The organism is Lactococcus sp. (genome assembly GCF_036648155.1).
GTDB classification, from domain to species: Bacteria; Bacillota; Bacilli; order Lactobacillales; family Streptococcaceae; genus Lactococcus; species Lactococcus cremoris.
In genome coordinates, this window is record NZ_JAVXIY010000009.1 from 85,517 (window position 1) to 112,211 (window position 26,695).

Annotated in this window: 25 protein-coding genes and 2 pseudogenes; 3 read left to right on the top strand and 24 right to left on the bottom strand. The window is 36.3% G+C overall.

Going from position 1 to position 26,695, the window contains the following annotated elements; all coding sequences use genetic code 11:
- Positions 1-39 precede the first annotated feature (39 nt).
- The 4 genes and pseudogenes from RSC39_RS10020 to RSC39_RS10035 form a co-directional block, all read right to left on the bottom strand.
- Positions 40-1,614: pseudogene (locus tag RSC39_RS10020) on the bottom strand (RNA-directed DNA polymerase).
- A gap of 113 nt (positions 1,615-1,727) precedes the next feature.
- A complete protein-coding gene (locus RSC39_RS10025) occupies positions 1,728-2,927 on the bottom strand; it encodes an ATP-binding protein (protein WP_332536924.1) in 1,200 nt (399 codons plus the stop codon).
- 116 nt (positions 2,928-3,043) lie between these two features.
- Positions 3,044-5,647 carry an ATP-dependent chaperone ClpB gene (gene clpB, locus RSC39_RS10030; protein WP_332536925.1) on the bottom strand — a complete coding sequence of 868 codons (2,604 nt, stop codon included), beginning with the start codon at positions 5,645-5,647 and terminating at the stop codon, positions 3,044-3,046.
- 506 nt (positions 5,648-6,153) lie between these two features.
- Positions 6,154-8,787, bottom strand: coding sequence for a DEAD/DEAH box helicase family protein (locus RSC39_RS10035; protein ID WP_332536926.1), 2,634 nt, complete (start codon positions 8,785-8,787; stop codon positions 6,154-6,156).
- A gap of 60 nt (positions 8,788-8,847) precedes the next feature.
- Here RSC39_RS10035 and RSC39_RS10040 point away from each other — a divergent pair, with 60 nt between their 5' ends.
- Positions 8,848-9,093 carry a type II toxin-antitoxin system RelB/DinJ family antitoxin gene (locus RSC39_RS10040; protein WP_332536928.1) on the top strand — a complete coding sequence of 82 codons (246 nt, stop codon included), beginning with the start codon at positions 8,848-8,850 and terminating at the stop codon, positions 9,091-9,093.
- A gap of 75 nt (positions 9,094-9,168) precedes the next feature.
- Positions 9,169-9,303 carry a hypothetical protein gene (locus RSC39_RS10045; protein ID WP_332536930.1) on the top strand — a complete coding sequence of 45 codons (135 nt, stop codon included), beginning with the start codon at positions 9,169-9,171 and terminating at the stop codon, positions 9,301-9,303.
- A gap of 135 nt (positions 9,304-9,438) precedes the next feature.
- On the opposite strand, the gene RSC39_RS10050 is transcribed toward RSC39_RS10045, so the two are convergent.
- The 6 genes and pseudogenes from RSC39_RS10050 to purL form a co-directional block, all read right to left on the bottom strand.
- Positions 9,439-10,440, bottom strand: a complete 1,002-nt coding sequence (locus tag RSC39_RS10050) for a hypothetical protein (RefSeq protein ID WP_332536932.1) — start codon at positions 10,438-10,440, stop codon at positions 9,439-9,441.
- Positions 10,437-11,222: a hypothetical protein gene (locus tag RSC39_RS10055; protein WP_332536934.1), complete on the bottom strand. Its 786-nt coding sequence runs from the start codon at positions 11,220-11,222 to the stop codon at positions 10,437-10,439. Before RSC39_RS10055 ends, RSC39_RS10050 begins: the two co-directional genes overlap by 4 nt.
- Positions 11,209-11,667, bottom strand: coding sequence for a TFIIB-type zinc ribbon-containing protein (locus RSC39_RS10060; RefSeq protein ID WP_332536936.1), 459 nt, complete (start codon positions 11,665-11,667; stop codon positions 11,209-11,211). Before RSC39_RS10060 ends, RSC39_RS10055 begins: the two co-directional genes overlap by 14 nt.
- Positions 11,664-13,606 (bottom strand): annotated as a pseudogene (locus RSC39_RS10065) (site-specific DNA-methyltransferase). Before RSC39_RS10065 ends, RSC39_RS10060 begins: the two are co-directional and overlap by 4 nt.
- A gap of 210 nt (positions 13,607-13,816) precedes the next feature.
- Complete coding sequence (gene purF / locus RSC39_RS10070) at positions 13,817-15,337, bottom strand: amidophosphoribosyltransferase (RefSeq protein WP_332536937.1); 1,521 nt, start codon at positions 15,335-15,337, stop codon at positions 13,817-13,819.
- Positions 15,322-17,541 (bottom strand): phosphoribosylformylglycinamidine synthase subunit PurL, encoded by a 2,220-nt coding sequence (gene purL, locus RSC39_RS10075; protein ID WP_332536939.1) that lies wholly within the window; start codon positions 17,539-17,541, stop codon positions 15,322-15,324. The genes purF and purL overlap by 16 nt, the downstream gene beginning before the upstream one ends.
- Before the next feature lie 170 nt (positions 17,542-17,711).
- Between purL and RSC39_RS10080 the strand changes: the two genes are divergently transcribed.
- Positions 17,712-17,903: a hypothetical protein gene (locus RSC39_RS10080; protein ID WP_063282262.1), complete on the top strand. Its 192-nt coding sequence runs from the start codon at positions 17,712-17,714 to the stop codon at positions 17,901-17,903.
- Between the two features lie 108 nt (positions 17,904-18,011).
- Here the strand turns inward: RSC39_RS10080 and purQ are convergent, their stop codons facing one another.
- The 14 genes from purQ to RSC39_RS10150 all read right to left on the bottom strand — a co-directional run bounded on the left by purQ (position 18,012) and on the right by RSC39_RS10150 (position 26,680).
- Positions 18,012-18,683 carry a phosphoribosylformylglycinamidine synthase subunit PurQ gene (gene purQ / locus RSC39_RS10085; RefSeq protein WP_332536945.1) on the bottom strand — a complete coding sequence of 224 codons (672 nt, stop codon included), beginning with the start codon at positions 18,681-18,683 and terminating at the stop codon, positions 18,012-18,014.
- Positions 18,680-18,946, bottom strand: a complete 267-nt coding sequence (gene purS, locus RSC39_RS10090) for a phosphoribosylformylglycinamidine synthase subunit PurS (protein WP_332536947.1) — start codon at positions 18,944-18,946, stop codon at positions 18,680-18,682. Before purS ends, purQ begins: the two co-directional genes overlap by 4 nt.
- A gap of 287 nt (positions 18,947-19,233) precedes the next feature.
- Entirely contained in the window at positions 19,234-19,944 is a 711-nt protein-coding gene (gene purC / locus RSC39_RS10095; RefSeq protein ID WP_332536949.1) for a phosphoribosylaminoimidazolesuccinocarboxamide synthase, read from the bottom strand.
- A gap of 137 nt (positions 19,945-20,081) precedes the next feature.
- Entirely contained in the window at positions 20,082-20,378 is a 297-nt protein-coding gene (locus tag RSC39_RS10100; protein ID WP_332536951.1) for a hypothetical protein, read from the bottom strand.
- Positions 20,379-20,389: 11 nt separating this feature from the next.
- Entirely contained in the window at positions 20,390-20,791 is a 402-nt protein-coding gene (locus RSC39_RS10105) for a cupin domain-containing protein (protein ID WP_332536953.1), read from the bottom strand.
- Between the two features lie 15 nt (positions 20,792-20,806).
- Positions 20,807-21,100, bottom strand: coding sequence for a putative quinol monooxygenase (locus RSC39_RS10110; protein WP_332536955.1), 294 nt, complete (start codon positions 21,098-21,100; stop codon positions 20,807-20,809).
- Between the two features lie 12 nt (positions 21,101-21,112).
- On the bottom strand, positions 21,113-21,427 hold the full coding sequence (locus RSC39_RS10115; RefSeq protein ID WP_011834911.1) for a carboxymuconolactone decarboxylase family protein: 315 nt from the start codon (positions 21,425-21,427) through the stop codon (positions 21,113-21,115).
- 34 nt (positions 21,428-21,461) lie between these two features.
- Positions 21,462-21,830 (bottom strand): DUF2255 family protein, encoded by a 369-nt coding sequence (locus RSC39_RS10120; RefSeq protein WP_332536958.1) that lies wholly within the window; start codon positions 21,828-21,830, stop codon positions 21,462-21,464.
- Positions 21,831-21,846: 16 nt separating this feature from the next.
- On the bottom strand, positions 21,847-22,599 hold the full coding sequence (locus RSC39_RS10125) for an SDR family oxidoreductase (protein WP_021037519.1): 753 nt from the start codon (positions 22,597-22,599) through the stop codon (positions 21,847-21,849).
- Positions 22,600-22,820: 221 nt separating this feature from the next.
- The gene (locus tag RSC39_RS10130) at positions 22,821-24,194 is read right to left on the bottom strand and encodes an MFS transporter (RefSeq protein WP_021037520.1); all 1,374 of its coding nucleotides are present in this window, start codon (positions 24,192-24,194) and stop codon (positions 22,821-22,823) included.
- On the bottom strand, positions 24,191-24,637 hold the full coding sequence (locus tag RSC39_RS10135; protein ID WP_332536962.1) for a MarR family winged helix-turn-helix transcriptional regulator: 447 nt from the start codon (positions 24,635-24,637) through the stop codon (positions 24,191-24,193). The genes RSC39_RS10130 and RSC39_RS10135 overlap by 4 nt, the downstream gene beginning before the upstream one ends.
- A 104-nt stretch (positions 24,638-24,741) precedes the next feature.
- Positions 24,742-25,581, bottom strand: a complete 840-nt coding sequence (locus RSC39_RS10140) for a thymidylate synthase (RefSeq protein WP_332536964.1) — start codon at positions 25,579-25,581, stop codon at positions 24,742-24,744.
- 95 nt (positions 25,582-25,676) lie between these two features.
- Positions 25,677-26,129 (bottom strand): hypothetical protein, encoded by a 453-nt coding sequence (locus RSC39_RS10145; protein WP_332536966.1) that lies wholly within the window; start codon positions 26,127-26,129, stop codon positions 25,677-25,679.
- Entirely contained in the window at positions 26,126-26,680 is a 555-nt protein-coding gene (locus RSC39_RS10150) for a hypothetical protein (RefSeq protein ID WP_332536968.1), read from the bottom strand. Before RSC39_RS10150 ends, RSC39_RS10145 begins: the two co-directional genes overlap by 4 nt.
- Between the last annotated feature and the right edge of the window lie 15 nt (positions 26,681-26,695).

Below are 26,695 nucleotides of genomic sequence, written 5' to 3' on the forward strand. Positions count from 1 at the left end.
ATTTACTTCTAATTATCTTTTTTAAACGTGATATATTTCTTATCCTGATATTTCATCAAATAAGTCCAATTGTTCAATTGGAGTTACTAAGCTTAATTCTAAAATAATCTGTTCATCTATTAAAACTGTTTCGTCAAATCCTCGTTTAATTATTTGTTCGTCAATTAACCCTTTTTCATTAAATAGGTCCTCTTTTAACCAAGAGGAATTCCATATTCTGATTTCTTCAGGACTAGACACTTTCGAACACAGATTTGTTATATAAGTTTTATTCCTGTCGACCGTCAATGATAATCGCTGTAACCAAATTTCTGCTAAATCAGTATTGGGGGTACTCTCAAATTTTCTAAGTATTTTGTTTACCACGATATCAATTTGTTCTTCTTTAACAAATGTCAATAGTTTTCCTAAAATTGCTACACAATGCTCGAATGTTCCTGGATTATTAACCATAATATTTACCGTAATGCTGATTAACTGCTCTAAATTTTTAGGAGCAGTTTTTAACTCAAATATCCTATTTTTATATATTTCAGTAAGAGCTTTTTTCAAGCTTCCACAATTTGGAAATTTATCTCCAAGTAATTTAATTTGGAACAAATGTTTTTGAATACCAAAATGATAAATGATCTCATTATTAACTCTTGAAAAAATTGCAGAAAATTTCATATCCCAATAAATTTTATCTGGTTTAACTGCATCAATTATTATGTCCTTATCAAGGTATGTTTTTTTCGAATTCATCTTAAAATTTAGTTCAGTGAGTATATTTGACAGTATTTTTATTGCCCGCTCAGCAATTTCTTGACTATTTGCAAAAATTCTATAGTCATCTCTAAATCTCAAAACTTTAACATTACTAAACTCAGGAGCTTTTAATGCTTTGCTTAATTCTGTATCAGCGTACCCCAAAACAAGTTCAGCTACAAAATCCATGAGTACACTCCCTTGCGGTATACCATTCGTCTGTCCCATTTGCATTCGTTGAATTTTATTATCAATATTTTCCCCTAATAAGTCAAGGGTAGATTTATTCTGTGTATTTTTTCCCGTCCAAAGTTCTTTAGCCCTTTTTTTCCCAGATAATGCCCATTGAATAGTATGAGTATATATCGAAGGATAACAATTTGTTATATCTGTTTAAATGCAATACTCGTAATCTAGGGCGTATTTAATTTGCTCCTGCTCAAAATTTTCCCACCAGTTTAAGATTGATGTAGCTGTATCATTTTTTCTTGAATTTGACTCAACGGGAATAGAAATACATTTTATTCTTTCATCACTTTGGAAAGTCTTAAACTTTTCTTTCAATGCGTTCCACGAGTTTTCTTTAGTAATCGTATTTACTAAATCAATATACAAAAGTGGATGAATTAACTGAATTGGTCTCCAACCATAGGCTCCATCTTTATTAACTAAAATCGTATAATTGATATTTTCTTTTTCTTTAAGTATATTTTTAGAAACCATCAATGTTGTCAAGTTGCTATCTCTTTTAGGTAATAACCGCAACCCCTCAGCAATCCCTTTTTCTATATTGATATACTTTGGAAGTGAACAATTTGAATAACTCTCAGCTTTTAAGAAAAACATTCGAGCCTGGTTTCCGTTCATATCAAGCACTGATTTTCTCTTGTTACTCACAATCAATCACTCCTTTCTTCCCTTCACTCTTCCTGTTCTCCCAGTCATCAATATCGTCTTCAAGCGAATATTTTGCTACCATTTCACTCCCCTTCTTCCATCAACCAATCAAGAACATTCTTCTTGATAATCCCATTATAATTAGCATTTTTATTAATTGTATCTAGCGTAAGCAGATACTTAGGATACATATCATCAATTGCTTCCAAACTTCTCAATTCACGCGCAAGAACTTTTTCATCCAAAGTCTGTAGCGCCACTTGATAGTAAACTTGATGATTTTCAGGGTCGATACAGACAAAATCAACCTCTGTTTTATCATTTTTTCCAACATAGACTTTCACATATCTTCTACGCAGCTCAAGGTAGATGATATTCTCTAAGATATGTCCTTCATCACCACCCGACAGTGGTAAAAGCAGTTCTCTAAACCCTAAGTCAACAAGATAATACTTTTCAAGTCGTTGTAAAATCTGACGCCCTTTGATATTATATCTTGGCACTTTATAAATAATCAAACCATTGACAAAAGCATCCACATAGCGTTCAACAGTGTTATTCGACTTCGCTACTTTTTCATCTTTTAAAAAATTATTGATTCTATTAATTGAAACTTCCGAACCAACAGAACTTGCAATGAACTGTAAAACCCGCTCTAAAATGTCTTGTTCAGTAATTTTATAACGCTGAACGATATCTTTTAAGACAATATCATTATAGGTACTGCGAATATAATCATTTCTTTCTTGAACACTTTCTTCGGAAACAAGACGAGGGAAAGCCGTATGTTTGTAACGCTCGTAAGTATCCGCTAGCGAGAGCTGGCTATATTGGCTTTGAAATTCTTTAAACGATAATGGTAAAACTTCCAAGTCAGCATGACGCCCTGTCAAAAGTGTTGCAAACTCGCCACTCATAAAAAAGGCATTAGAACCCGTCACATATATATCAATATTCTTTTGAAGATTTAGACTATTTACCACTTCTTCAAATTTTGTGACATTCTGTATTTCATCAAAGAAAAGATAATAATCTTGCTTTTCATTTGTACGCTCTAAGATGTACTCGTTAAGTTTCAAGAAATCACGTAAATCATAATAACGTAAATCTTCAAAGTTAAGATGAATAATCTGATCTTCTTGTACCCCGTCTTTTTTCAAAATTTCTTGATAAAGGGTAAAAAGCGTAGATTTCCCACTACGCCGAACCCCTGTAATAACCTTGATTAACTGGTCATTTCTATGCCTGATTAACCAATCTGTATATTTTTTTCTTTCAATCATTTATTTTCTCATTTCGGAAAGTATGGTATTATTATAGCATAAATTTTCTCATTTGGAAAAATAAAATATAATTATCAACAATAAAACCGCCAGCATCAGCTAACGGTTTATTCTATTTATTCAGCAATCGATTGAATCTCAAAGTCAATTTTGTTATCTACAAGCCTTACAATAACTTCTGATTTCGGTGGAATCTTTCCTCCGATAATCAGCTTAGCTAATGGATTTTCGATGACTTTTGTCAAATAACGTTTGAGTGGGCGTGCACCATAAGCTGGTTCATAAGCATTTTCGGCAATCCAAGTTTTTACTTCTTCACTCAATTCAAGCTCAACTTCCATTTCTTCAAGACGACGCGCTAGTTGACGAGTCATTTTAAGGATAATGTTCTTGATGTCTTCAAGCGCCAATGGTTTGAAAAGAATGGTATCATCAATCCGGTTCAAAAATTCTGGTTTGAAATGTGCGCGAAGTTGAGACATCACGTTTTCAGTTGTTTCTTCCGAAATTTCACCATTTTCTCCGACATTATCGAGCAAATATTGAGAACCGACATTTGAAGTCATAATCAATACTGTATTCTTAAAGTCAACGAGAACACCTTTAGAGTCGGTCAAACGTCCGTCATCTAAAACTTGCAACAAGATATTAAAGACATCTGGATGTGCTTTTTCGATTTCATCAAGCAAGATGATGGTATAAGGATTACGACGAACCGCTTCGGTCAATTGCCCCCCTTCATCGTAGCCGACATATCCTGGAGGAGCTCCGACTAAACGTGACACGCTGTGTTTTTCCATATATTCACTCATGTCAATCCGAACCATATGTTCTTCTGAATCAAAGAGGTTTTCGGCTAAAGCTTTCGCAAGTTCGGTCTTACCTACCCCAGTTGGCCCAAGGAAAAGGAATGAACCAAGTGGACGGTTAGGGTCTTGAATTCCTGCACGCGCACGGATAATAGCATCAGATACCGCTTCAACAGCTTCATCTTGTCCGACAACTCTTTGATGAAGTGTTTCTGGCAAATGAAGTAATTTTTCACGTTCACCTTCAACCAATTTGGTAATTGGAATACCAGTCATCCGTCCAACCACTTCGGCGATTTGTTCTTCAGTGACTGATTCTTGAACTAAAGATAAATCATCTGATTTTGCTTTTTCTTCAATAGCTTTGAGTTCTTTTTCAATTTCAGGGATTTTACCATAACGAAGGGCTGCTGCTTTTTCTAAGTTTCCTTCATTTTGAGCTTCTTCCAATTCGTGGCGAGCATGTTCTAATTCATTTCGTTTTTCAGAAATATTACCCACTTCTTTTTTCTCAGCTTCCCATTGGGCTTTGAGTTGATTATTTTCTTCTCGAAGTTCAGCAATTTCACCACGTATAATTTCAAGACGTTTCTTAGAAGCATCATCCCGTTCTTTTTTGAGGGCTGCTTCTTCAATTTCTAATTGCATCAAGCGACGATTGGCTTGGTCAAGTTCAGTTGGCAGTGAATTCATTTCCACCCGAATCGTTGCACTGGCTTCATCAATTAAGTCAATGGCTTTATCTGGTAAGAAACGGTCTGTAATATAACGATTTGACAATGTAGCTGCTGCAACTAAAGCATTATCATGAATGGTCACTCCATGGTGAATTTCAAAACGTTCTTTTAGACCACGCAAGATTGAAATTGTATCTTCAACGGTAGGTTCAGTAACCAATACCTTTTGGAAACGACGTTCAAGTGCTTTATCTGTTTCCATGTATTTACGATATTCATCCAAGGTAGTTGCCCCAATCAAATGGAGTTCCCCGCGCGCAAGCATTGGTTTCAAAAGGTTACCAGCGTCCATTGAACCTTCTGTTTTACCAGCACCGACAATCGTATGAAGTTCATCAATGAACAGGATAATTTGTCCATCAGCTTTTTTTACTTCATTGAGAACAGCTTTCAAGCGTTCTTCAAATTCACCACGATATTTTGCACCTGCAATCAAGGCACCCATATCCAGCGAAAAGATTGTTTTATCTTTTAGATTTTCAGGAACGTCTTTTCTGACAATCCTTTGTGCCAATCCTTCGACAATGGCTGTTTTACCAACCCCAGGTTCACCAATAAGAACGGGATTATTTTTTGTTTTACGAGAAAGCACTCGAATGACATCCCGAATTTCTTCATCACGTCCAATGACGGGATCTTGATTGCCTGATTTAACTTGAGCAACGAGATCCACCCCATATTTTTCAAGTGCTTTGTATGTTTCTTCTGCATTTTGACTGGTCACTTTATCACCTCCACGTAATTTTTCAATCGCAGCTTGCGCTTTTGCTTTTGTTAGTCCATGGCTGACCAAATACTCGGTCAATGGATTTTGTTTTAATTCAAAGAGGGCAAGGAGAATAATCTCAGTTGATAGGTATTCATCGCCCATTTTTTGCGCAATTTTGTCTGCTTCAGTAAATACTTGGAACAAATCTGGACTTAGGTTTTGACCATAAGTAATATTTGAACCTTCTACCGAATTAATTTTGTCAATTTCTTTTTCAATTAAATTTGTAAAGTCATTTAGATCAATGCCTAGGTCTTTATAAAAGTTCGCCCCAAAACTATTGGGTTGAACAAAAATTCGCCATAAATGTGGAACTTCAATCACTTGGTGATGACGAACTTGCACAATTTGTTGCGCTGAACCAAGTGCTTTTTGCATCGTTGTTGTCATTTTTTCGATGTCCATAAAAACACCTCATTTCGATTTCATAGTTGGTAGTGATTGTTATCTTTTTCTCACTACATTCTAATTATAATACATTGGTCAGTAATGGTCAAACTTTTTGATTCGTTTTTTTGACTTTTATTATATACAAAAACTACTGACAGATTTTTTGTCAGTAGTTTTAATATTTATAAGTAAATAAGTTATTTTAGGGATAAACAATGCTTGCAACAAGGCTTCCATCAGGGTTTCTGAAATTATACTAAATTGATAAATTGGAAATCCCCGCATTTTGGAAAATTAATTGATTTTCAGATAATAAATGAGCCATCTCTTTTTTAACTCTTTTACTTCATTTGAACTTAGAGAACCCATATTTTGAGAAAACATAAAATCAACAGCACAAGTTGATCGCATTCCACAAGCGCCTGTTTCAAAAAGGTGTTTTCTACATTTTGAAAGACGCTCCTTACTCGTATTTTAGTGTCTATTTTATTTGAGATTTAGCATTTTGCCAATATTTTTGATTACAATACTCTTTTTCGTAACTCATCTCTGACACCGCGCGCATCCCCATTGACATAAAAATGGACACCCAGAAGTCGAACATTATCATCTTCCACCAGAACTTCTGATCTATTTAATGATTGAAGCAAGTCCTCTTTCCATTGGTCTCGCTCTAAAAGTTGCTCTCCTTTAGGTTCGATATAGACCTGTACAATCTCACCAAACGAGCCTAAATATAACACAAAGTCAGGCATGAAACCTGCATAATGCCCCCCGTCAGCCACAAATTCATGCAATTTTAAGCCATTTGTACGTTCATCATTACGAATCAGATAAACATCCTCATATTTTTCCTGCAGTTGTTCCACATACCCTTCAATCAAATCAATTAAACTCTCTTCAAGTCCATCCACGATTGCATCCAAATGTGGGAACCAATCCTTGCCTCTCATGTCTTTTGCACGAATGATTTGAGAAATAACCTGCCCAGAAACTTGATGACTGAATTTTTTATCGTAATCTTGAACTATTTCACGCACAGGCACACCGATAAAATGATTTGTTCCACGCTGTTTTTTGTAATTCATTAAAATACTACGCTGAATATAAGCCAAATACTGCTCCACAGCTTTAAGTTGTAACTCCACTGTAAATGTCTGTCCCTCCGCCAAAGTTACTTTTAGCTCAGGAATTGCTCCCAACCATTCTCCATCTTCCAAAAAACTTCGGATAGATTTTAAATTTGGCAAATATTCTCTCAGACGATTGAAACGATAAAAAGGATTACGAGCAATCGCTTTTTTGAGCAAGCGATTGGACATATCTGCATCGAGTTCTAATATTTTTGTCGTAGTTTGTACATCCCCTAAAATTACACCACCATTCTCCTCAATGACACTTGATGATAAGTCAACCTCAGGAAGTTCAGCTACACGCACACCATATTTTGCAAGTGAATCCCAATCATGAGTCGGAATATCTTCAACGGTATTGTAATAAAGTTTTCCAGATTGGTAAAACTTTGTTTTCTTGAACTTCTCTTTTACGGTAGTAGATAATAGTTCAAAACTTGAATCATCTTCCACTGGTAAGTCCATCTCATCAAGTGATTTTCGGAGATTTTCCAAATATTTTGGCTCATTAATCGTATGATAATCCAAATATTCCAAGACTGAACAATCACTATCAGAATTATCAAAACGTCGGGTAAAGGATTTTCTTCTCTCATATTCAAAAGGATAATAGCGTGCACCACGCCCTACGAGTTGCGCTTCCGAGTTAGTTGCCGTTTTTGTTGTTGCTTTTTCAGCACCTTCAGAAATCCGCACAATATCATAAAGATTAAGTACGTCCCAACCTTCAGATAGTTTTGCTACTGCAAAAATCACCCGAAAAGGATTATCCGCTTCTTCTAGTGAATTAAGATTTTTCAAGTCATTCAAATCGCCTAAAATTCCATCAGAAGCTGTATCATTGACATTAATTGTATTCAGGGCATTAAAATCTCTTTGTAGCTCAACCACTAATTGCGCAAGGTTTTTATTTGAGAAATAGTCATAAACTTTCTTCAAAATGATAGAGTTTGTTGACTTTTGACTTTGCTCAATAAAACTTCTTAACTCTTCTACCGTTAATCCGTCCATTAACTCTAAAAAGTGGTCTCGCGTTGCTTTAGAAATATCAATCTTGTTCGATTTAAAAAGAATGACAGGTTTAAAATCAGCTATTTCATTCTCACGTGCGATATGTTTTCGGTATTGTGAAAGCAACACAGCATTGAGCATCTTCTGCTCATCATCTGCATTCGCCTGCAAATAACGAACTTTTTTAGAATAACCATCTCGTACAAAGCGTGAAAGCTCATATTGTGCCACGATTTTATTCGCATATTTGTTACGAATCGCTTCATTTTGCAAATCAATCGTCGCGGTAAATTCAAACTGACGATTGGCCGGATTGATCTGACGAATACGATCAAGGACATTTTCCCAGGCGCGGTCTTTTTTCTCACCAGCCGACTTTGTCCCTGCCGAGAAATGATGCGCCTCATCAGCTAAAATAACGAGCTTTTGCCCAGCAAGTTCTTCATAAGTTAAGCCATTTTCTCGATAAGAGGATAGCTCATTTGCCAAAGTTTGTACTGTTGACAAACGCAGATAAATAACACCCTTTTCAGAGCGACTGGGAAAACGGTCGACTTCACGAATTTCAAGTTTTTCTCCTTCAAGCATCAGATTGGATGAAAAAAGATATTTAGGAGAGCTGCTATTAATGAGATTCTCTCGTGTTTTTGCAACAACGGCATTCGTATTAACCACAAAAAGGAAGTTTTGCATCCCAGCTTCATAGTACATATAAAGCATGAGCGCCGCCATGACATCCGTCTTTCCCGAACCCGTCGCCATGTGAAAAAGGAGTTGATTAAAACGACTATTGGCATTACTGTCTTTTTGTGTGTAGTTCAAATTACGGATGCTGCTCTCTTGATAAGCGCGCAAATCATGTTTGAGGTTTGAGCGGATATATTCAGGAAGATGTGGGACACCAAAAGACCATCTCGAATCATCTTGACGGAAAATGTCTTTGTAGAAATCTCCTATTTCTTGTAAAAGAGGAAGTTCAATTTTTTTGGCAATGACTTTCTTTTGTGGCATGGTTTAACTTTCTAGTAGTTATGGTGTACAATGTTAGTACAAACTTCGGAGGGAATAATCATGGGAAATATGATTGAAAAAAATGATCGAATTGCCATTCGCACCAACAAATTATTGAAGGAAAAAGCAACCGCTGTTTTTGCAAAAAATCAGGTGGATTTATCAACTGCTATCAATATGTTTTTGAACCGCGCTGTTGAAGAAGACCGGATTCCACTCGATTTACGCACACCTGAACAACTTGAGGCTGAATATCAATGGCTAGGGCGCGAAGGAAAAATGAGACAGCTGTGTATTACACGCTAGACGATGTAGAGAATATGTTGGACACACGAGCACACCATGCTCAAGTGGCTGAGCCAACTGTGGAGTACAAAGCAGATGACAAAGATTGACTTTGATGCTGAAGCACGAGAGCAAATTTTTGCCATTCAAGATTATATTGCTCATGAACTTGAAAGCCCGCGCGCTGCTTTGAAGAAAGTCAGAGAAATTATCCAAGCGATTCGTCCCTGACTCAGGCAATCTCCTCAGCAACATTTATGAGAAAGAATAACTCTAATTTGAACTATCTGTAAATTCCGGATAGTTTTTTTATTAAAGATTTAAAAAATTTGTTATAAAAAACTATGCGTTATCTTACCCGTAGTATCATATACCTGATTTTTTCTTATCTGAGCTTTGTTTATTTTTAAGAGTTTCTCCGTTCACCATAGACTTTCTATATTCTTCAACTGGTTTTTCATAAAGTACAATATATACGAATCCTGCTAAGCAAAATATTAGTGCTAATAGCAATATAAAACCCACCATATTAAACATGAATCCACTAATAGTCCATTGTTCAATAAAATATTGTTTATAAACGCTTGTAAAAAATTTTATTATTTGATTTTTGTTGGTATCAGTCTCAAAAAATTTTCTAAGATGTTCAAATATCAAATAACTAAAAGAAAAGCTGACAATTCCTAATCTAATTAGGTTCCATTGTCGTTTAATTCTAACAATACTATCCTCAGCTTTTCCATCATTTATATACAACTTATCATCATACCAGTTCAAAGCCAGCAAAAGAGCTATAGCCCCTCCCATTACATCAGCAGCATTTAAGTTAAGAAAAACTATAACTGTAAAAAGTAGTACAACACTTATTGATAATACGATAAGACGAGATTTTAAATAGCCTCGAAGAGAGCCTTTTTTTTCTTTTTTGTATTCATTATAATCTTCTATAATTGATTGAGAATCCATACTTAGCATTAAGATAATAATATTTCCAAATAATAATATCATAAATGAGAATACTAAATTATATAGTGAAGTTACAGCTTCTCCCTTTGTACCTATACCAAAGCTTCCCAGTAAGTATAAAATACTAAAACCATTTACCCATAAAAGTGCTGTATAGCTTTTCTTTCTTTTTCCTTTCCCCTTTTTGCTTATTCCTCCAATTTTGTCTTTTCTATATCTTTTTTGCCATAAAAATATTTTCACACAAAAGATAATTTGAATCACTAACTCTGCCAAAAGAAATAGCTTCGTTGTCAAGATTCCTCTTGGTAACACTCTTAGAATTAACAACATTAAAAAGAGAAAAGCTATTGGGATAAGTGGCAAATATGATATTTCGATTTTTATTTTATGATTTTTCATTTTAATGCTGTTTGCAAAAATTGAACTAATGCAGTTACTGCTGCTCCAAATTCTACTGTGCCTTTAATCCCTTTTAGTCCTAATAAAGCTGTCCTTATTAGGCTCTTCTTTGGTTTTTCTGGCTCCTGCAGTAATTGAATAGTTTCTACAAAATCATGCACTTCCTCTTGCTCTTCGCTTGTTAAATTTTTAGCAAGTTCCTGTACTTGTACCAGTAATTTTGCTAATAGTTTCGTATCAATTCCATTGTTTTGTGTGGCATTAATGGTGGAACTATCAGCAGCTACATTTACTTGTCCGCCGTTTGCAGTGATATTATATTTTATTGTTTCATCAATTCCCATGTCAATTCCTATCTTCGTCAAATGTATTTCAATATGTGTTATCAGCACCATAACTACCCTAGCATTAAAACTATCCAATTTATCTTGATATTTATTAGAATTTGAATAGCCAAATGTAATTCCATGAGAGAAAATAATGTCATTTTCCGTACAATATTTAAGCAGATGAAAAATATTAGTTACTTCTTCATCGTTGGAATTACCTAATTCAAAAATACTACCATATAAATTCTGAACAGTTTCGACTTCTGTTTTAACATCATAAGAAGGACTGCCACAATCTTTGATATACTCATAAATTAGTTCGTTTCCCATTAGAAAAGAAATAAACTTCTTCAAATTATTTTCGTAGTCATTAAAATCAGATTTTATTAGCCGATTACAGATACTATTAAAATCATACATAATTTTTCTGAGTTCTTTTTTATTCAGTTCCAAAATCTTTTACCCCACAAAACGGACAATAGCTACTCGTCATTTCTAATAATGGTTTTATTTTTGCAGTTCTGGCACAGCATTGATAAAGATGAACATTCATTGCTTCAATAGTTGAACGTATAGGAACTTCATATTCCTCTGTTGGCTTTTTGCCAGCTTTAAAACTCAACCCACTTCCTGAAAATTCTTGTTCCCACTTTTTCATTTCTTGAAACATCAAATTATTTGCGTAATTTCCCACCTTTGAAAGTGCAAGTTCAATGATATCATCAGTAAGATAATTTTCACTTGATAATCCACAAGTTGGACAAAATATTTGAAGAATTCCATCATCTTCTACATCACTCGGCTTCACTTTAAAGTAGTTTGTACATTTTGGACATTTGAACAGTATGTATCCATCATTATCTGTCGGGATTTTTATTTCAAAGTTTGTATCAGTCACAACTGTCCCTCATAAAATTTATCATTAAATTCATAATCCACATCACTCACCAAATCACGAACATCTGTATCGTCTATCTCCGAATATTGATAATAGAGTTGATTTTTGTCAATAATTTGGAGGAGGAGTTTTTTGCGGTCGGTGAAGTTCATGTCTTGCGTGTCGGTTTTAAATGTGTCAAGGTCAACTCGAAAATCAAGGTCAGTAGTGCCTTCAACCATGCGGTCATAGACAACTTCAGGAGCTTGATTGTCTTTTGATGCTAGTATATCTTTAAGATAGCCTTGGTTTTTCTCGAAAAGTTCGGCGTAAACAAAGCTGCCGCCACCTTGCCAGTTGACTACTTTAGAGATACCACCTTGTTCGCCTGCAATAACCTTTTTCAAGCGTTCTACGGAAACGGTATTGATATAATCCATTTGCTCAATTCCGATAAAACGACGCTGCATTTTCATAGCGACGGCTTGTGTCGTTGCGGAACCCATGAAGAAATCAAGAACAAGATCGTTTTCTTTCGTTGTAATAGAAATAATTTCTTTTAACAGTTCTTCTGGTTTTGCATATCCAAAATCATCACGACTTTCAAGTGCATCAAGCTGGTCGTTACCTAATTTGTTCACAGCATTCCCTGTAATAATCTGAGCAAAATCTTTTAGTAAAAAATCCGAAGGGACTGATGATGCCTTGCTGTTTGCCTCATCTTCGTCTTTAAATACTCGGCGAAATGGTTGTTCTCCACTCATAAAGTCATAATCATCAGGAAAGCCAATGCCACCATTATTATATGTTTCTTCAAAATTTTGTTTTGGCGTAGCCCATGAACGTTTCGGATTAACCAGATATTCTTTTCCAGTTTTAGGATTAACCATTGTGTAGTTAGAATTTGGTCTTTCAAGTATTGTTCTTTGGCTTGTTAAATCTGCTTTCCGCCACGGACGATTTGGAAAATCAGATGTTTCATAATATTTTCGTTCAACTGTTCTCCCCACTATTTCATTGCCTTCGTTTCCTTTCGTGTAAACAAGTAGCCAGTCAAAATCCTGCGAGAGATTAAATGGAACATCAGATTTTCCATTTCTCGTTTTGCGTGGAATAGTTGCGACAAATTTATCAGTGCCAAAAACTTGGTCTGCTAAAACTTTAAGATAGTGCATCCATCCTCTGAAATATTTATCCAGATTGAACCTGTGTTTGACATCAATTCTTTTGCAATCTCTAAACGATTTTTCAAAAACGTCAGCCAAGTTGAAAAATGGAAATTTGAATTATACCTAAACGCGTCATCTCCTATATTTTTCTTGAAATAATAAGGAACATCAATATAAATCAGCTTCACTTTTCCAGCATAACGTTCCTTGATACTGTGCAAGGCAATCAAATTATTCCCTTTGATAATCAGATTGTCGTCATCAGAAAAGCTGCTAACAGGCTTTCCGTCAAGATTTTCAGCATCATATTTTCTGGTACTGACAAAAATCTTCGGCTCAAGGAGCGTATCAATCTCTGATTTTGCAATCACTTCATTAAGAAAGGGTTCGTTCGCGTCTTTGTCGTCTTCCTTGGTCATACCAGCTTTCAAAACAGTATCTTTAAAGGGAAAGTCGAGAACAACATCAGCCGTTTCGTCGATAAACTTACCACCTGCAGTGAGACCAATCTTGTTTGAATACTTGGTGTAGCTGTCTTCCCAGTATTCTTTGTAGGTAAACATTTCGATGAATTGGTTAAGCTTGAAAATCGTGGTATCACCGATAGCTTCGGTGTAAGTCTTTGCTATGAGCGGACTTGCGAGAAGCTCTTTCATGAGAATTGGCGTGTACTTGTCAAGATCTTCGATAAGTTTTTGACGTTTAAGTGCGCCTGTATCTGTCAGGTAGGTGTCACCAAAGCCTTTCAGAACTTTTTTGACTTCTTGAATGATTGCTGAATCTACGGTCATAAGTCTCCTAATTTTTTGTAAATATAAAATTTTTTATTCTAATTTTGTAATCATTTTTTCTACATAATTAGACCACATTACTTCTTCGTAGTCAGGCTCAAACCAATAATAGCAGTGTTCAAATTCACTTATCTATTACTAATATCTATAATTGTCTCCAATAAAAAAACTGCAGAGAACTTTCTGCAGTTAAAGATATTCTTATAATTTTTATTTCAGACCATTTTTTGCCAAAGATTCCAAATAGTCTGCTTCATAATCATAAAGCGGTGTTGGATATTCGCCGTCAAAATATGACAAGCAAAGTTTATCATGACCGATCGCCTCGACGAGTCCTGCTTGACTGAGATAGGTCAGACTATCTGCCCCGATGGCTTCTCTGATTTCATCTGTTGTGTGAGTGGCTGCAATGAGTTCATCACGATCTTGGATGTCAATGCCGTAAAAGCAAGGATATTTGAGGGCGGGACTGGCGATTGCCACGTGAACCTCGGCTGCGCCTGCATCTTTAAGGAGCTTGACAATGCGACGGCTAGTTGTTCCACGCACAATGCTGTCATCAACCATGATGACACGTTTTCCTTCTACAACACCTCGAACAGCACTCAATTTCATGCGAACGCCTTGTTCACGAAGTTCTTGAGTCGGTTGAATAAATGTTCTTGCCACATACTGATTTTTAATCAGACCCATTTCGTAAGGCAAGCCAGATTCTTCAGCGTAGCCTGAAGCAGCACTGAGTGATGAATTGGGTACACCGATGACAATATCAGCATCAATTTGGGCTTCTTGGGCTAAAATTTTTCCTGAGCGTTTTCTTGCGGTATGAACATTAACACCAGCAATATTGCTATCAGGACGAGCAAAATAGATGTATTCCATTGAACAAATGGTCATGTTGGTGCTGTCAGTAAATTGGTCCACATGAATGCCATCGTCATTAATTTCAATGATTTCACCGGGTTGAACATCTTGAATCCAAGTGGCACCAACGACATCAAAAGCACAGGTTTCTGAGGCCACAACAAGCGCACCGTTGCTCATTTTACCGATTGAAAGTGGCCGAAATCCATTAGGGTCAAGGGCCGCCACAATTGATGTCTCAGTCATAATGAGATAGGCAAAGCCCCCTTTGACCGTATTGAGCGCTTCTTTGACTCTGCCCATAAATTCTGGATGATGACTACGGCGAATCAAATGCATGAGGATTTCTGTGTCCGAATTACTGGAAAAAATCGCCCCAGATTTTTCAAGTTCACAGCGTAATGATTGGGCGTTGGTTAAATTTCCATTGTGAGCAAGTCCAAGTGCTCCGTCATGAAATTCAAACTGGAATGGCTGAATATTATTAATATTTGCCGAACCAGCCGTCGCATAGCGGACATGACCAATGGCTGCTGATCCTGTCAGTTCTTCCAAATCTTTTTCGTCACGGAAAACTTCAGTGACCAAACCTAAACCACGATGACGATTGAGCTTGCCGTTGTTATTGACCAAAATCCCTGCACCTTCTTGCCCGCGATGTTGCAAAGCGTGAAGGCCAAAATAGGTCAGACGAGCGGCATCAGGATGTCCCCAAACGCCGAAAAGTCCACATTCCTCATTTAATGTCTTCGCTTCAAACCGCGACCAGTCGCGGAGCTCATCGGCTTCAGTTTGATTCAAACTTTTTTTCTCAAAATGCGACCACTCTTGTTCAGTAAATGTTACACTTGTCATTTCATCAGACATGGGAGGGCTCCTTCATAAATGCTGACAGCTTCGTCAGTAGAAATAGAAAGTTCATTAATTTTCAAAATTCCGTTGTCAGTAACTTTTCCGATGACTTCGCTACTAGCAGAACTTTCTGTCAGTAATTTTTCAAAAGAAGCTTGATTTTCTGGTGAAATTGAAAGTACAAAGCGCGATTGCGTTTCTGAGAATAATTGAGCATTGCTTAAATCAACTTTCACATCGACGCCTAAGCCATTTGCAAAAGCCGACTCAGCTAAGGCAATCGCTAATCCACCTTCTGACAAATCGTGCGCTGAATTGATTAATCCGTCAGTAATTGCTTTTAAAACAAAGTCTTGATTGGCTTTTTCAGTTTCTAAATCAAAATCAATCTTGCCAGAAATTTCGCCTGTCAGCATTTTTTGAAGTTCAGAACCTGAAAAATCATCAAAGGTTTGACCGACTAGCACAATCAAATCACCTGCTTTTTTAAATTCTTGAGTCGTAATATTTTTTACATCTTCAATCAAACCAACCATTCCAATCATTGGGGTAGGTAAAATAGCTGAACCGTTTGTTTCATTGTAAAGACTGACATTTCCTGAAATAACAGGCGTATCAAGAGCCAAACAAGAACGTGAAATTCCATCAGCGGCAGTCGTCAATTCCCAAAATTGTTCTGGTTTTTCCGGATTTCCAAAGTTCAAACAGTCCGTAATCGCGAGCGGTTTTCCACCAGAGGCTACGATATTACGAGCCGCTTCGGCAACCGCAATCGCTCCTCCTTTTTCTGGATCAAGATAGAGATAACGAGCATTACAGTCAGTCGTCATCGCAAGTGCCTTATTCGTACCACGCACCCGTAAAACAGCGGCATCAGAGCCTGGTGCGACCACAGTATTGGTCATCACGCGCGAATCATAAGTTTCATAAATTGATTTTTTGCTAGCAATGGTCGGTTGAGCCAAAAGTTTTTTGAAAATTTCACTGACCGCGCTGTCAGTAATTTCTGGAAGATATTTCTCGCTGTCAGTAAATTTTTGAATACGCTCAGGGACTTTTGCTTCACGGTAATAAGTCGGTGCATCTTCTGCCAATGAATCAACAGGAACATGAGCTACCATTTGCCCTTTATGATAAAGCGTATAAAAACCATCATCAGTCACTTCCCCAATATTCACAGCATCAAGGTCGTATTTTTTAAATAAATCAATAATTTCTTGTTCATGTCCTTTTTTGACACAAAGCACCATACGCTCTTGTGACTCAGACAACATCATTTCATAAGGAATCATTTCTGTTTCACGTTGAGGTACGTTATCCAAGTTAAGACGCAGGCCTGACCCAGCTTTTGAAGCCATCTCTGAAGTCGATGAAACCAAGCCAGCGGCACCCATATCTTGAATTCCAACTAAAATATCGCCATGATTTTGGATAACTTCAATACAGGCTTCAAGCAATAGCTTTTCCATAAATGGATCACCGACTTGAACCGCTGAACGTTGTGTTTCTGAGCCCGAACCAAATTCTTTTGAAGCAAAAGATGCCCCATGAATGCCGTCACGTCCTGTTTTCGCTCCGACATAAAAAATAGAATTTCCCACACCTTTAGCTTGTCCTTTTTGGATATGTTTATGCTCAATTAAGCCCACGCACATAACATTCACCAAAGGATTTCCAGCGTATGATTCATCAAAAGCCACTTCGCCACCGACCGTTGGAATGCCAATACAGTTTCCATATCCTGCAATTCCAGCCGTTACTTGGTCCACAATATGACGTGTTTTTCCATTGTCAATTGGTCCAAAACGCAAACTATCCAAAATTGCAATTGGACGAGCCCCCATTGAAAAAATATCACGAATAATACCACCAGAACCTGTTGCTGCCCCTTCATAAGGTTCAACATAAGACGGATGATTATGAGATTCAGCTTTGAAAACCACTGCCAAATCATCTCCAATATCTACAACCCCAGCCCCTTCACCAGGTCCCATCAAAACTTGTGGACCAGTCGTCGGGAACTTTTTTAAGACAGGTTTTGAATTTTTGTAGCAACAATGTTCTGACCACATCACGGCGTACATTCCTGTTTCCGTATAGTTCGGCAAGCGTCCACCAAGAATCTCATCCTTGATTTTCAAATACTCTTCATCCGTCAGTCCCCACTCACGGTAAATTCCAGTACTCTGGATTTGCTCAGGACTCAGTTCCTTGGTCATTTTTATCTCCATTTTCTTATTTTTTGAGAAATTTTTTTATTATCTATAACCTCATTTTCCACATTTAACGAGGCACAATAGTTACATATAAAAACCATAATATATATTTGATAAAATTTGTTAATAAGTCTATAATCTTAACTAAAATTAACAAATTGGAGGATTTATCTATGAAAAAATCCACATGGCGCAAATTTCTCGCCGGTTTCATGATTGCTATAGGTCTTGTCATCATGATTAAAACTCTTGTTAGACTCAGTAATGCCAGTTTTGGTAGTTATGGCTTTGGTCTAGCCTTACTGATTCTTGGTCTGTTTATTTCTGGAATTTTTCCGAGGAAACGGGACAAAGATAAGAAATAATTTCATGCTGCTGACAATTTATTAGCATTATTTCTATATTACTGACAGAAATTAAAAAGAATCATTTTTATTCCAAAATGGAAAATCTAAATTCTGTCAGTAATTTTTTTATTTTCCAACAAAGTTTTTCAAAACAGAAGCAAATAAATGTACTCCGTCAGCTCCACCAAGCAATTCTTCCATGGCCCGCTCAGGATGAGGCATCATCCCAAGTACATTTCCTTCTTTATTGACAATTCCAGCAATATTTTCAACTGAACCATTAGGATTTTCATCTGCATAAGTGAAAATAATTTGACCATTTGCTTTAAGTTCAGCAAGCGTTGCTTCGTCAGCAACATATTGGCCTTCGCCGTGGGCGATGGGTAAATTAATCAAGGCATCTTTAGCATATTCAGTCGTAAAATTACTTTGATTATTTTCAACTTTAAGGACTTGCCATTTGGAAACAAATTTCAACCCCTCATTGCGAATCAATACACCCGGTAAAAGCCCAGATTCAACCAAAATTTGAAATCCATTACAAGTGCCAAAAACAGGTTTCCCTTCTTTAGCCAAACGTTTGATTTCAGGCATAATGTTAGCAAATGAAGCAATCGCACCACAGCGCAAATAATCGCCATAAGAAAATCCACCAGGAATCAATACTCCATCAAATCCTGCAAGTGACTTCTCGTCATGCCAGACAAATTCAGCTTCTGCCCTCATGACATCACGAATTGCCCAAAGTAAATCAAAATCGCAATTTGACCCTGGAAATTGAATGACTGCAAATTTCATTTTTTGACTCCTTCACTTTGTTCAGTCAAAATTTCAACTTTGTAAGTTTCCATATTTGGATTCGCCAACAATTCATTGGCAATTTCAGTCGCTTTTTCTTTAGCAAGCTCAGCTTCCACATCAAAATCAAAATCGAAAAACTTACCAACATTCAAGTCTGAAACTTCTTGATAACCCATTTTATGAGTGGCTGCTTTAATTGCTTGAGCTTGAGGATCGAGAATTGAGGCTTTATAAGCCACGTAAACACGTACTTTTGTCATTTTTAAATTCTTTCTATATAAGATGTGAGGGACGCTCTTTCAAAAGTGACGAAAATTGCCATTTCGACTAACTGTTTCAGCAGTTTAGCGAGAATGGACAGCGCAGCAGCTTGCTGCACAGATAGGAAAATGTGGTTCTGCGCTTGCGCAGGTTCCAGTTGCCATTCGCCTTGCGACTTTAGTCGCGTAGCAAGAATGGACAGCGTAGCTATCTATTTTCAGAACTTTTAGCGGCCCGAACTCAGTTAATATGAGATGTGAGACCTGCCCTAAAGACTAGAACATTCTTATTTTGTCTTTTCCAGTAGATTTAAAACTTCAGTATAAGTTTCAATCAAATCTCCAATATTACGTCTGAAAACGTCTTTATCCATGTGTTGCCCTTTCGCGTCCCAAAGACGTGAAGTATCTGGTGAGATTTCGTCAGCAAGAATAATGCTTCCGTCAGCAAGACGACCAAATTCAAGTTTAAAATCAACCAAAGTCAAGCCAATTTCAACCCATATTTTTTTCAAAATCTTATTAATTTTACGTGTTTCTTTTTTTAAAAACTCAATTTCAGAATCACTTGCAATGTTCAGGAATTTGACATGTTCATCATTGATAAATGGGTCATCTAAAGCATCATCTTTATAATAAAATTCAACAATAGGTTCTTCCAAAACAATTCCTTCTTCAAGACCAAATCGTTTGGCAAAAGACCCAGCAACAACATTTCGCAAAACAACTTCCAAAGGAATTATTGATACTTTTTTATTCAATTGTTCGGTTTTTGATAGCTTTTTAATAAAATGCGTTTCTAATCCTTCAGCATTTAATTTTTCAAAAATCAATGAAGTAATTTGATTATTTAGAGCACCTTTCCCAGTAATTTGTTCTTTACGAGCACCATTTAATGCTGTCGCTTGGTCACAATATTCAACCCAAAGCACATTAGAATCGTCTGTAAAATACAGTTTTTTGGCTTTTCCTTCATAAAGCAGCGTTTCTTTTTCCACAATATCCTCCATCCATTTAAGGAATTCTTTATGCTTCTTATTCTATTCTAATGAGACAAATAAAAAAAGCTCTAGCGGATAAAACTAGAACTTTTTCATTTCATTGTTCGGTTTTGCTGAATGTTCGGAAATAACACCTATTTCTTTTCTAAATACATGATTTCTTTTCCTTCTGATTCAGCATAATTGATTTCTTTGCGTGTAGACTCGCCGATATATCCATCTTTGTTAACTACAAAAATTGTATCAGACAAATCAATTTTTTTAAAATGTGCACTTGAAAAAGCGGTAATTTCAGTAGGTTTATAGTCACTAATCGACTTCGTTGGATATATTACACTCAACACACAATTTCCCGCCAGTTCCAAAAGTTCAGCTTGAACTTTCATCTCTTCAATAAATTTCAAACTACCACAAATTGTAATTATTTTCATCTCGTTTCCTCTTAGAGAGTATTATACCACCCATCAGAAACTTCTTCCAACCAAACAGCTTCCCCCGCTGTAATGGCGACATGACTAAACCAACTATCCTTAGTCGCTCCATGCCAATGTTTAACTCCTGCATGAGTGACAATCATATCTCCCGCATGTAAAAGTTGAGCTGCCTTACCCTCTTCTTGGTACCAACCCTCACCGGCTGTAACCAATAAAACTTGATAGCCATCTTTATGAATATGCCAATGATTACGGCATCCAGGCTCAAAAGTCACATTTCCCACCCCAAAAGGCAGTGAACTATCCGCAACCATTCCTTGCAAATAAGACTGTCCCGTAAAATAGGCTCCATAAGGATTTTTTTCACCTTGCGGGAAAATAAGTGCTTCTTCTAGTTCTTTTTTGTTCATTCCATTCTCTCTTTCTTAATCAATCTCTTGATAGCGAGTCACTTTCAATCGAAGCTGATATTTTTTTCTTAACTCAGCAATTTGAGCCATCATCTCACTTTTATGATGAAGATCAATAGCTTCTTGGTTTTCCCACTCATCAATCAATAAAATCGCTTGTTCATTATCAAAGGGAGCAAAATACTCATAACACAAATTTCCACTTTGCTGACGAATTTTATCAACAAGACCTGAGCTTATCATTTCATCAGCAAAAAGATGGGCCTTATTCCCGTCACCTTGATACAAAATGTTGACCGTTATTGTCATAGTTTCCCTTTCTTATTTCCAAATCGTTTTAGCAATATTAAAAGCTGACCAAGCCTTTGGCCATCCCACATAAAAGCTCAGATGGGTAATTATTTCTGAAATTTCTTCTTGACTAATTCCATTTTCTTTTCCTTTAGCCATATGAAAATTTAATTGTTCAAAATTTCCACCAGTAATCAAAGCCGTAATCGTAATGACACTACGTTCATGTGCTGAAAGTTCTTTTTCACGACTCCAGACTTCTCCAAAAAGAATATCGTCATTTAATTCAGCAAATTTTGGGGCAAATTCTCCAAGTTGTTCATGTCCTGCGGTTTGTTTTTCCATTCTAGCCTCCACATCTCTTCAATATCTAATTTTTTTATCTTGTACTTCTTCCAAGCTCTTCCAAAAATTTCAGACGCATCACTGTCGGTCTAAAATTTTTCTCCCAAGCAGGATCCCAGCTATAGCCTGAACGTTGTCGATAAGAATCAATAAATTTATCAATACTTACTTTATCTGTCACTGGCTCAAATTCTACTTGATAAACTTTCCCATCAATGTGAACTTGCCCCTTTTTTGAAATCATAGCCGAATTCCACCAACTTGACGCCATTCCGCGACCTGCCGCCACCGCTAAATCATCATCGATATAAGCAAACCAAATCCAAGCAGGACGATGCTCTTGCGGGTCTGGGCTAATATAAATATCTTGTATCTTAGAAAACTTTTTTACATCAATTTCCATTTTTTCTCCTTTTATCTTACCAAGGTTGGCTTGTAGGTCCAACAGTAAACTCGCTGACGTTAACATCTGCAGGTTGTTCAAGTGCAAAGGCAACTATTCGAGCAATGGCCTCTGGACTAATACCATACTGTTCATAAAGCGCGGTCATTCCTTTGGCTGCCTCTGTGTCCGTAATTGTATTCAGTAACTCAGTATTTATAGCAGCCGGATAAATAGTAGCCGTTCGAATGTTTGTCCCTTCTTGAGCAGATTCCATTCTAAGCACTTCCATTAATTCACGAACTGCCCATTTTGTTGCCCCATAAACGCCACCATTAGGGTAGGCTTTTAGCCCGGCAACCGAACTCGTTGTAATCACATGCCCAGATTTTTGAGCAGTAAATTCAGGTAAGACAGCAGCAAGTCCATTAAGAACCCCTTTAAGGTTAATATCGACCATACTCTCCCATTCTTCAACATGGAGCGCTGACAAAGGGGAACTTGGCATAATTCCTGCATTCAAGAAAATCGCATCAACTTTCCCAAATTTTTCTTTGGCATATTGCACCAATTTTTTACTGTCTTCTGGATTAGTCACATCTGTCACTTGATAAATCGCTTGACCACCAGCCTTATTAATTTTATCAGCCAACTCTTTCAAACGACTTTCTCGTCTTGCTGCTAAAACAATTTTAGCGCCTTTTTTAGCAAGCAATTCGGCAGTTGACTGACCAATACCACTTGATGCCCCCGTGATTAATACTACTTTGTTTTCAATATTGTTTGACATACTTTCTCCATTCATTTTTAACTTCTATTTTCATTATATTCCTTGAAGTCCACTTCAAGTCAACTTAAAAGTCTCACATCATTTCATCTTTTCGATGATTTTATTATAAAATAATTTTTTACTGACGTGAAATGCTTTTTCTAGTAACAATTATGCTTCCTGAGCATATTTTATAAAGATATAAAAAAAGTTTCGCTTTAACACGAAACTTTCATCAAAATTTATTTTATTTTTTTATTCAAAATCAAAGTATAGAAAACAAAGTTAAGTAAAGCAAGACAAAGGAAAAACATAAATACATGTTGAGTTCCGGTTGTTAAATTACTTGATTTTGTTGCAATCAGACTGGCCGTCGCCGTCCCTGCTGATGCCGCAAATTGAGAAGTCGTAGTAAACCAAGCATTTCCAGAAGCGGCTTTATCATGTGGGAGTTGAGCTAGACTATTGGTCATTGTCGTTGCAAAGCTTGACGAACGTCCGATTGTGAATACAACATAAAGTCCCATCACACCCAGTAAAGTTAGATTTTTAGTAAAAATCGTTAACAATACAAGTGCAATGAAGAAAACAGTGTTTCCGCTATATAAGATACCCTTAGCCCCTTTTCGGTCGTAAAGTGCACCGATTGGTCCTTGCGCCGCTGAACCAATTAATGAACCAGGTAATAAAGCAAAACCTGCCAAGGTACTTGTGGCACCAAGAGAAACCTGTAAGAAATTAGGGATAATAAAGTTAATACCCAAATTTACAAATTGTAAAATACAATAAACAAGGACTGACAAAGTAAAGGTTGGACTCTTAAAGACATTGATATCTATAAAATTCAAAGAACTTGTTTTTGAACGCCAAATAAAGGCAATTAATCCAATAATAAAGAGGATTAACCAAATCCATGAAAAATGAGCACTTGATAATGAATCTAAAGCTAAAAGGGCACTGGTCATCACAAGTGATAAGAAAATAAAAGCGATAAAATCAAATTTACCTGGACGAGTTTTTTCACTCTTTTCAATAGCCCAAGCTCCCAAAGGAAATAAGCAGATTGGGATAATTAAAATAATTGCAAAAATCATTCGCCAGCCAAGAGTTCCCGTTAAAAGCCCCCCATAAGTTGGGCCAAGTGCGGGTGCAATACTCAAAATCATACCAGCAAATCCCATCCAAAGGCCGACCCGTTCACGAGGAATTTTAGTCAAGACAAGATTAAACATTAAAGGAATTGCAATCCCAGTCCCAATCCCTTGAATCAAACGTCCAGCCATCAAAATAGTAAAATTTGATGAAATCAAACTCAATAAATCACCGATAGTAAAGAAGATTAATCCTGCAAAAAACAAGGTTCGGTTTTGAAAACGTTGGCTGATGTATGAACTTGTCGGCATAACAATAGCAACAACAAGCAAATAAGCTGTCGTCACCCATTGAACCGTACTTAGTGGAAGTCCAAAAGTTTTCTCAAGCGTGGGGAAAGTCACATTCAGACTTGTTTCCGCCAATATCCCCATAAAGGCCACAAGAGCCACAGCGACAATCGAAAAGCGCGTTTTCGCGCTAATTTTATGATTGGCTGTATTTGTTTCTAATTCTCTATTCATTCTTTTCCTTTCTGCACGCTAAAATTATTAAGAAATTTTTCAACCGCAGCAATCTCTTCTGTTGATAATCCTGTCAAAGCTTTTTTATTATGTGCTTGGATATAAGCCCTGATTTCAGGTAAATACCTTTTCCCTTCTTCAGTTAATTCAACTGATTTTTGGCGGGCATCGGTCAGGCTTGCTCTTCGATTAATTAAGAGCCGCTTTTCCATGCGCTGTAAAATTTCCGTCGTTGTTGAACGTCGGATATTAAATTCTAATTCAATCATCGTCTGACTAATTTCTTTTCCTGAACCTTCTTCACTTTGATTTCCAAGAAAATCTAAAATTGACATTTGCTGACCCGTCAAATCAAGTTGAGCTGCAAAATTATCAAATTCTCGAGACATTTGGTTGCTGGCCACTTTTAAAAGTCGACCAATCGCTTCTTTTTTAGTTCGCATACGAATTATTATAGCATAGTTTTTTTCGTTCGTCAACGAACGTTTTTTGAATTTTAGTCAATAAAAAAGTTACTGACAGTTTTGTCAGTAACTTATAGATTAATTTAAATTGCTAAATCAAATTTCAATTGAGGTTTTACTGGCTCATAGTCCACAAGTTCAAAATCTTCAGGTTTAATATCGAAAAAGTTTGTACCATCAGGAACATTAAGGACCAAACGAGGCTCTTTTTCAGAAGCTGTTCGCTTCATTAATTCATTTGCCTGCTCAAACTGATTATCATAAATATGTAAATTATTTACAAAATAAAAGAATTTCCCAACTTTCCAAGAAAAATGTTTTGCAATCATCATTTGCAAAGCAACATATTGCATCGCATTGATATGGTGGGCCACAAGCATATCGTTTGAACGTTGAATCAGTGTGGCATCCAAATAAATCTGACCATCTTTTTCTCGACGGACATCAAACATCGTTTGGAAAGCACATGGCAAAAGACCTTCTGTTTCCTCAAAATCTTCATACTGCCAAAGGTTAATGATATTACGACGATTCCATGGATTTTTGGCCAAGCCTTCTAATAATTTACCAATGATATTATATTTTTTGACTGTTGCACCATAACGTTGCCCAATCGTACCGTCGCCAATTCCCCATTCTCCCCAGTATTTGACTCCATACTTCTCTTCAAGAACAGAAAGCTCACTTTTTTGGTCTTGGTATATCCACATCAATTCTTTAATAGCAGATTTGATTGGAATTGGACGCAAAGTGGTAATTGGAAACTCCCCCTTTTGCAAATCATAAGTAACGAATGAACCAGTGACATATTTGCTATTCGCCGTTTGACCATCCTTATACTTAGGACGTGCATTTTCTGAAAAAACACCATTATCAAGGATATTTTGGATATTTTGTTTAAAAATCTTGTCTGCGTAAGTCATGAAATTTCCTATCTTTTTATTCCTTTCATTATAACACAGTCTGCTATTTTGATTCAATAGCATTTATCAAATATTTACTTGTAAAAAATAAGATACTAATTTGTATTCTTTCTTCTATTATCAAGAATATCAGGATAGAGTTTTCGCAATTTTCTCGCTGACAATAGTGCAAAAATAGCAGCTAAAAATTGTAAGATAAGCGTCACCAATCCCAATAAGACCCCCACCGCTAACTCCAAAAGATTATGCGCATGATTTGCAAAAATAATCAAAACAACACCAATCACACTCAAGATATTAAGACTATATACTAAAATCGAAGCAATACTTTTTATTTTTAATTTATGATTTTGGGTATGAAGCGCAATCGCATAAATTAAAATAATTAAACCAAAACCTAAAGTTAAATATTGATCTGTAATAATTTTTGTTATTTGTAGCAAAAAAATGATGAATACAGCGATAATCCAGATTCCAAGAAAGATATTATATTTATATGCTTTTTGAATCACTTCTTTTTCTTTATTTTCGTCAATCTCTTCTTTCATTTTTCAATTTCCTGTTCTTTTTTTAATTCCATGAGAGCTAAAGTTCTAAATTTTCTTGCCCTCTTGAAATAAAACAAGTAGGTATATACAAGCATATTGATAGCAATTAAAACAGTAATATAAATTAACCAAATTCCCATATCACCTGAGTCGATATAAAAACCAGCTAATGCTATCCCTACACTTCCACAAATTACAGCAAGAAAAATCAAAACGATTTCCCCCGCTTTAGTCGCCTGTATTTGATAGAGTTTTTCTATCTCTTTACTATCTTCTAATTTTTCAAAGTTTTTATAATTAGAAAAGTTTTCTGAAAGAAATAATAAAATTCTTGCTAAGACAAAAGATAAAAGTAAACAGACAAACGTTGTCAAAATCATCCATCTTACAGGAGAAATAGTGATAGAATGCTGCTCTGCAAAATTCATCGCAGATGCTGGAAATGCTACTGCTATTACCAGAACAGGTATCATACCCATGCCTGTCGTTTTTTTATTACTCTTTATAAACAGCTCTTTGTTTTTAAAGTTATAGCCATATCTGTTATCCATGTTTCCACCAATATC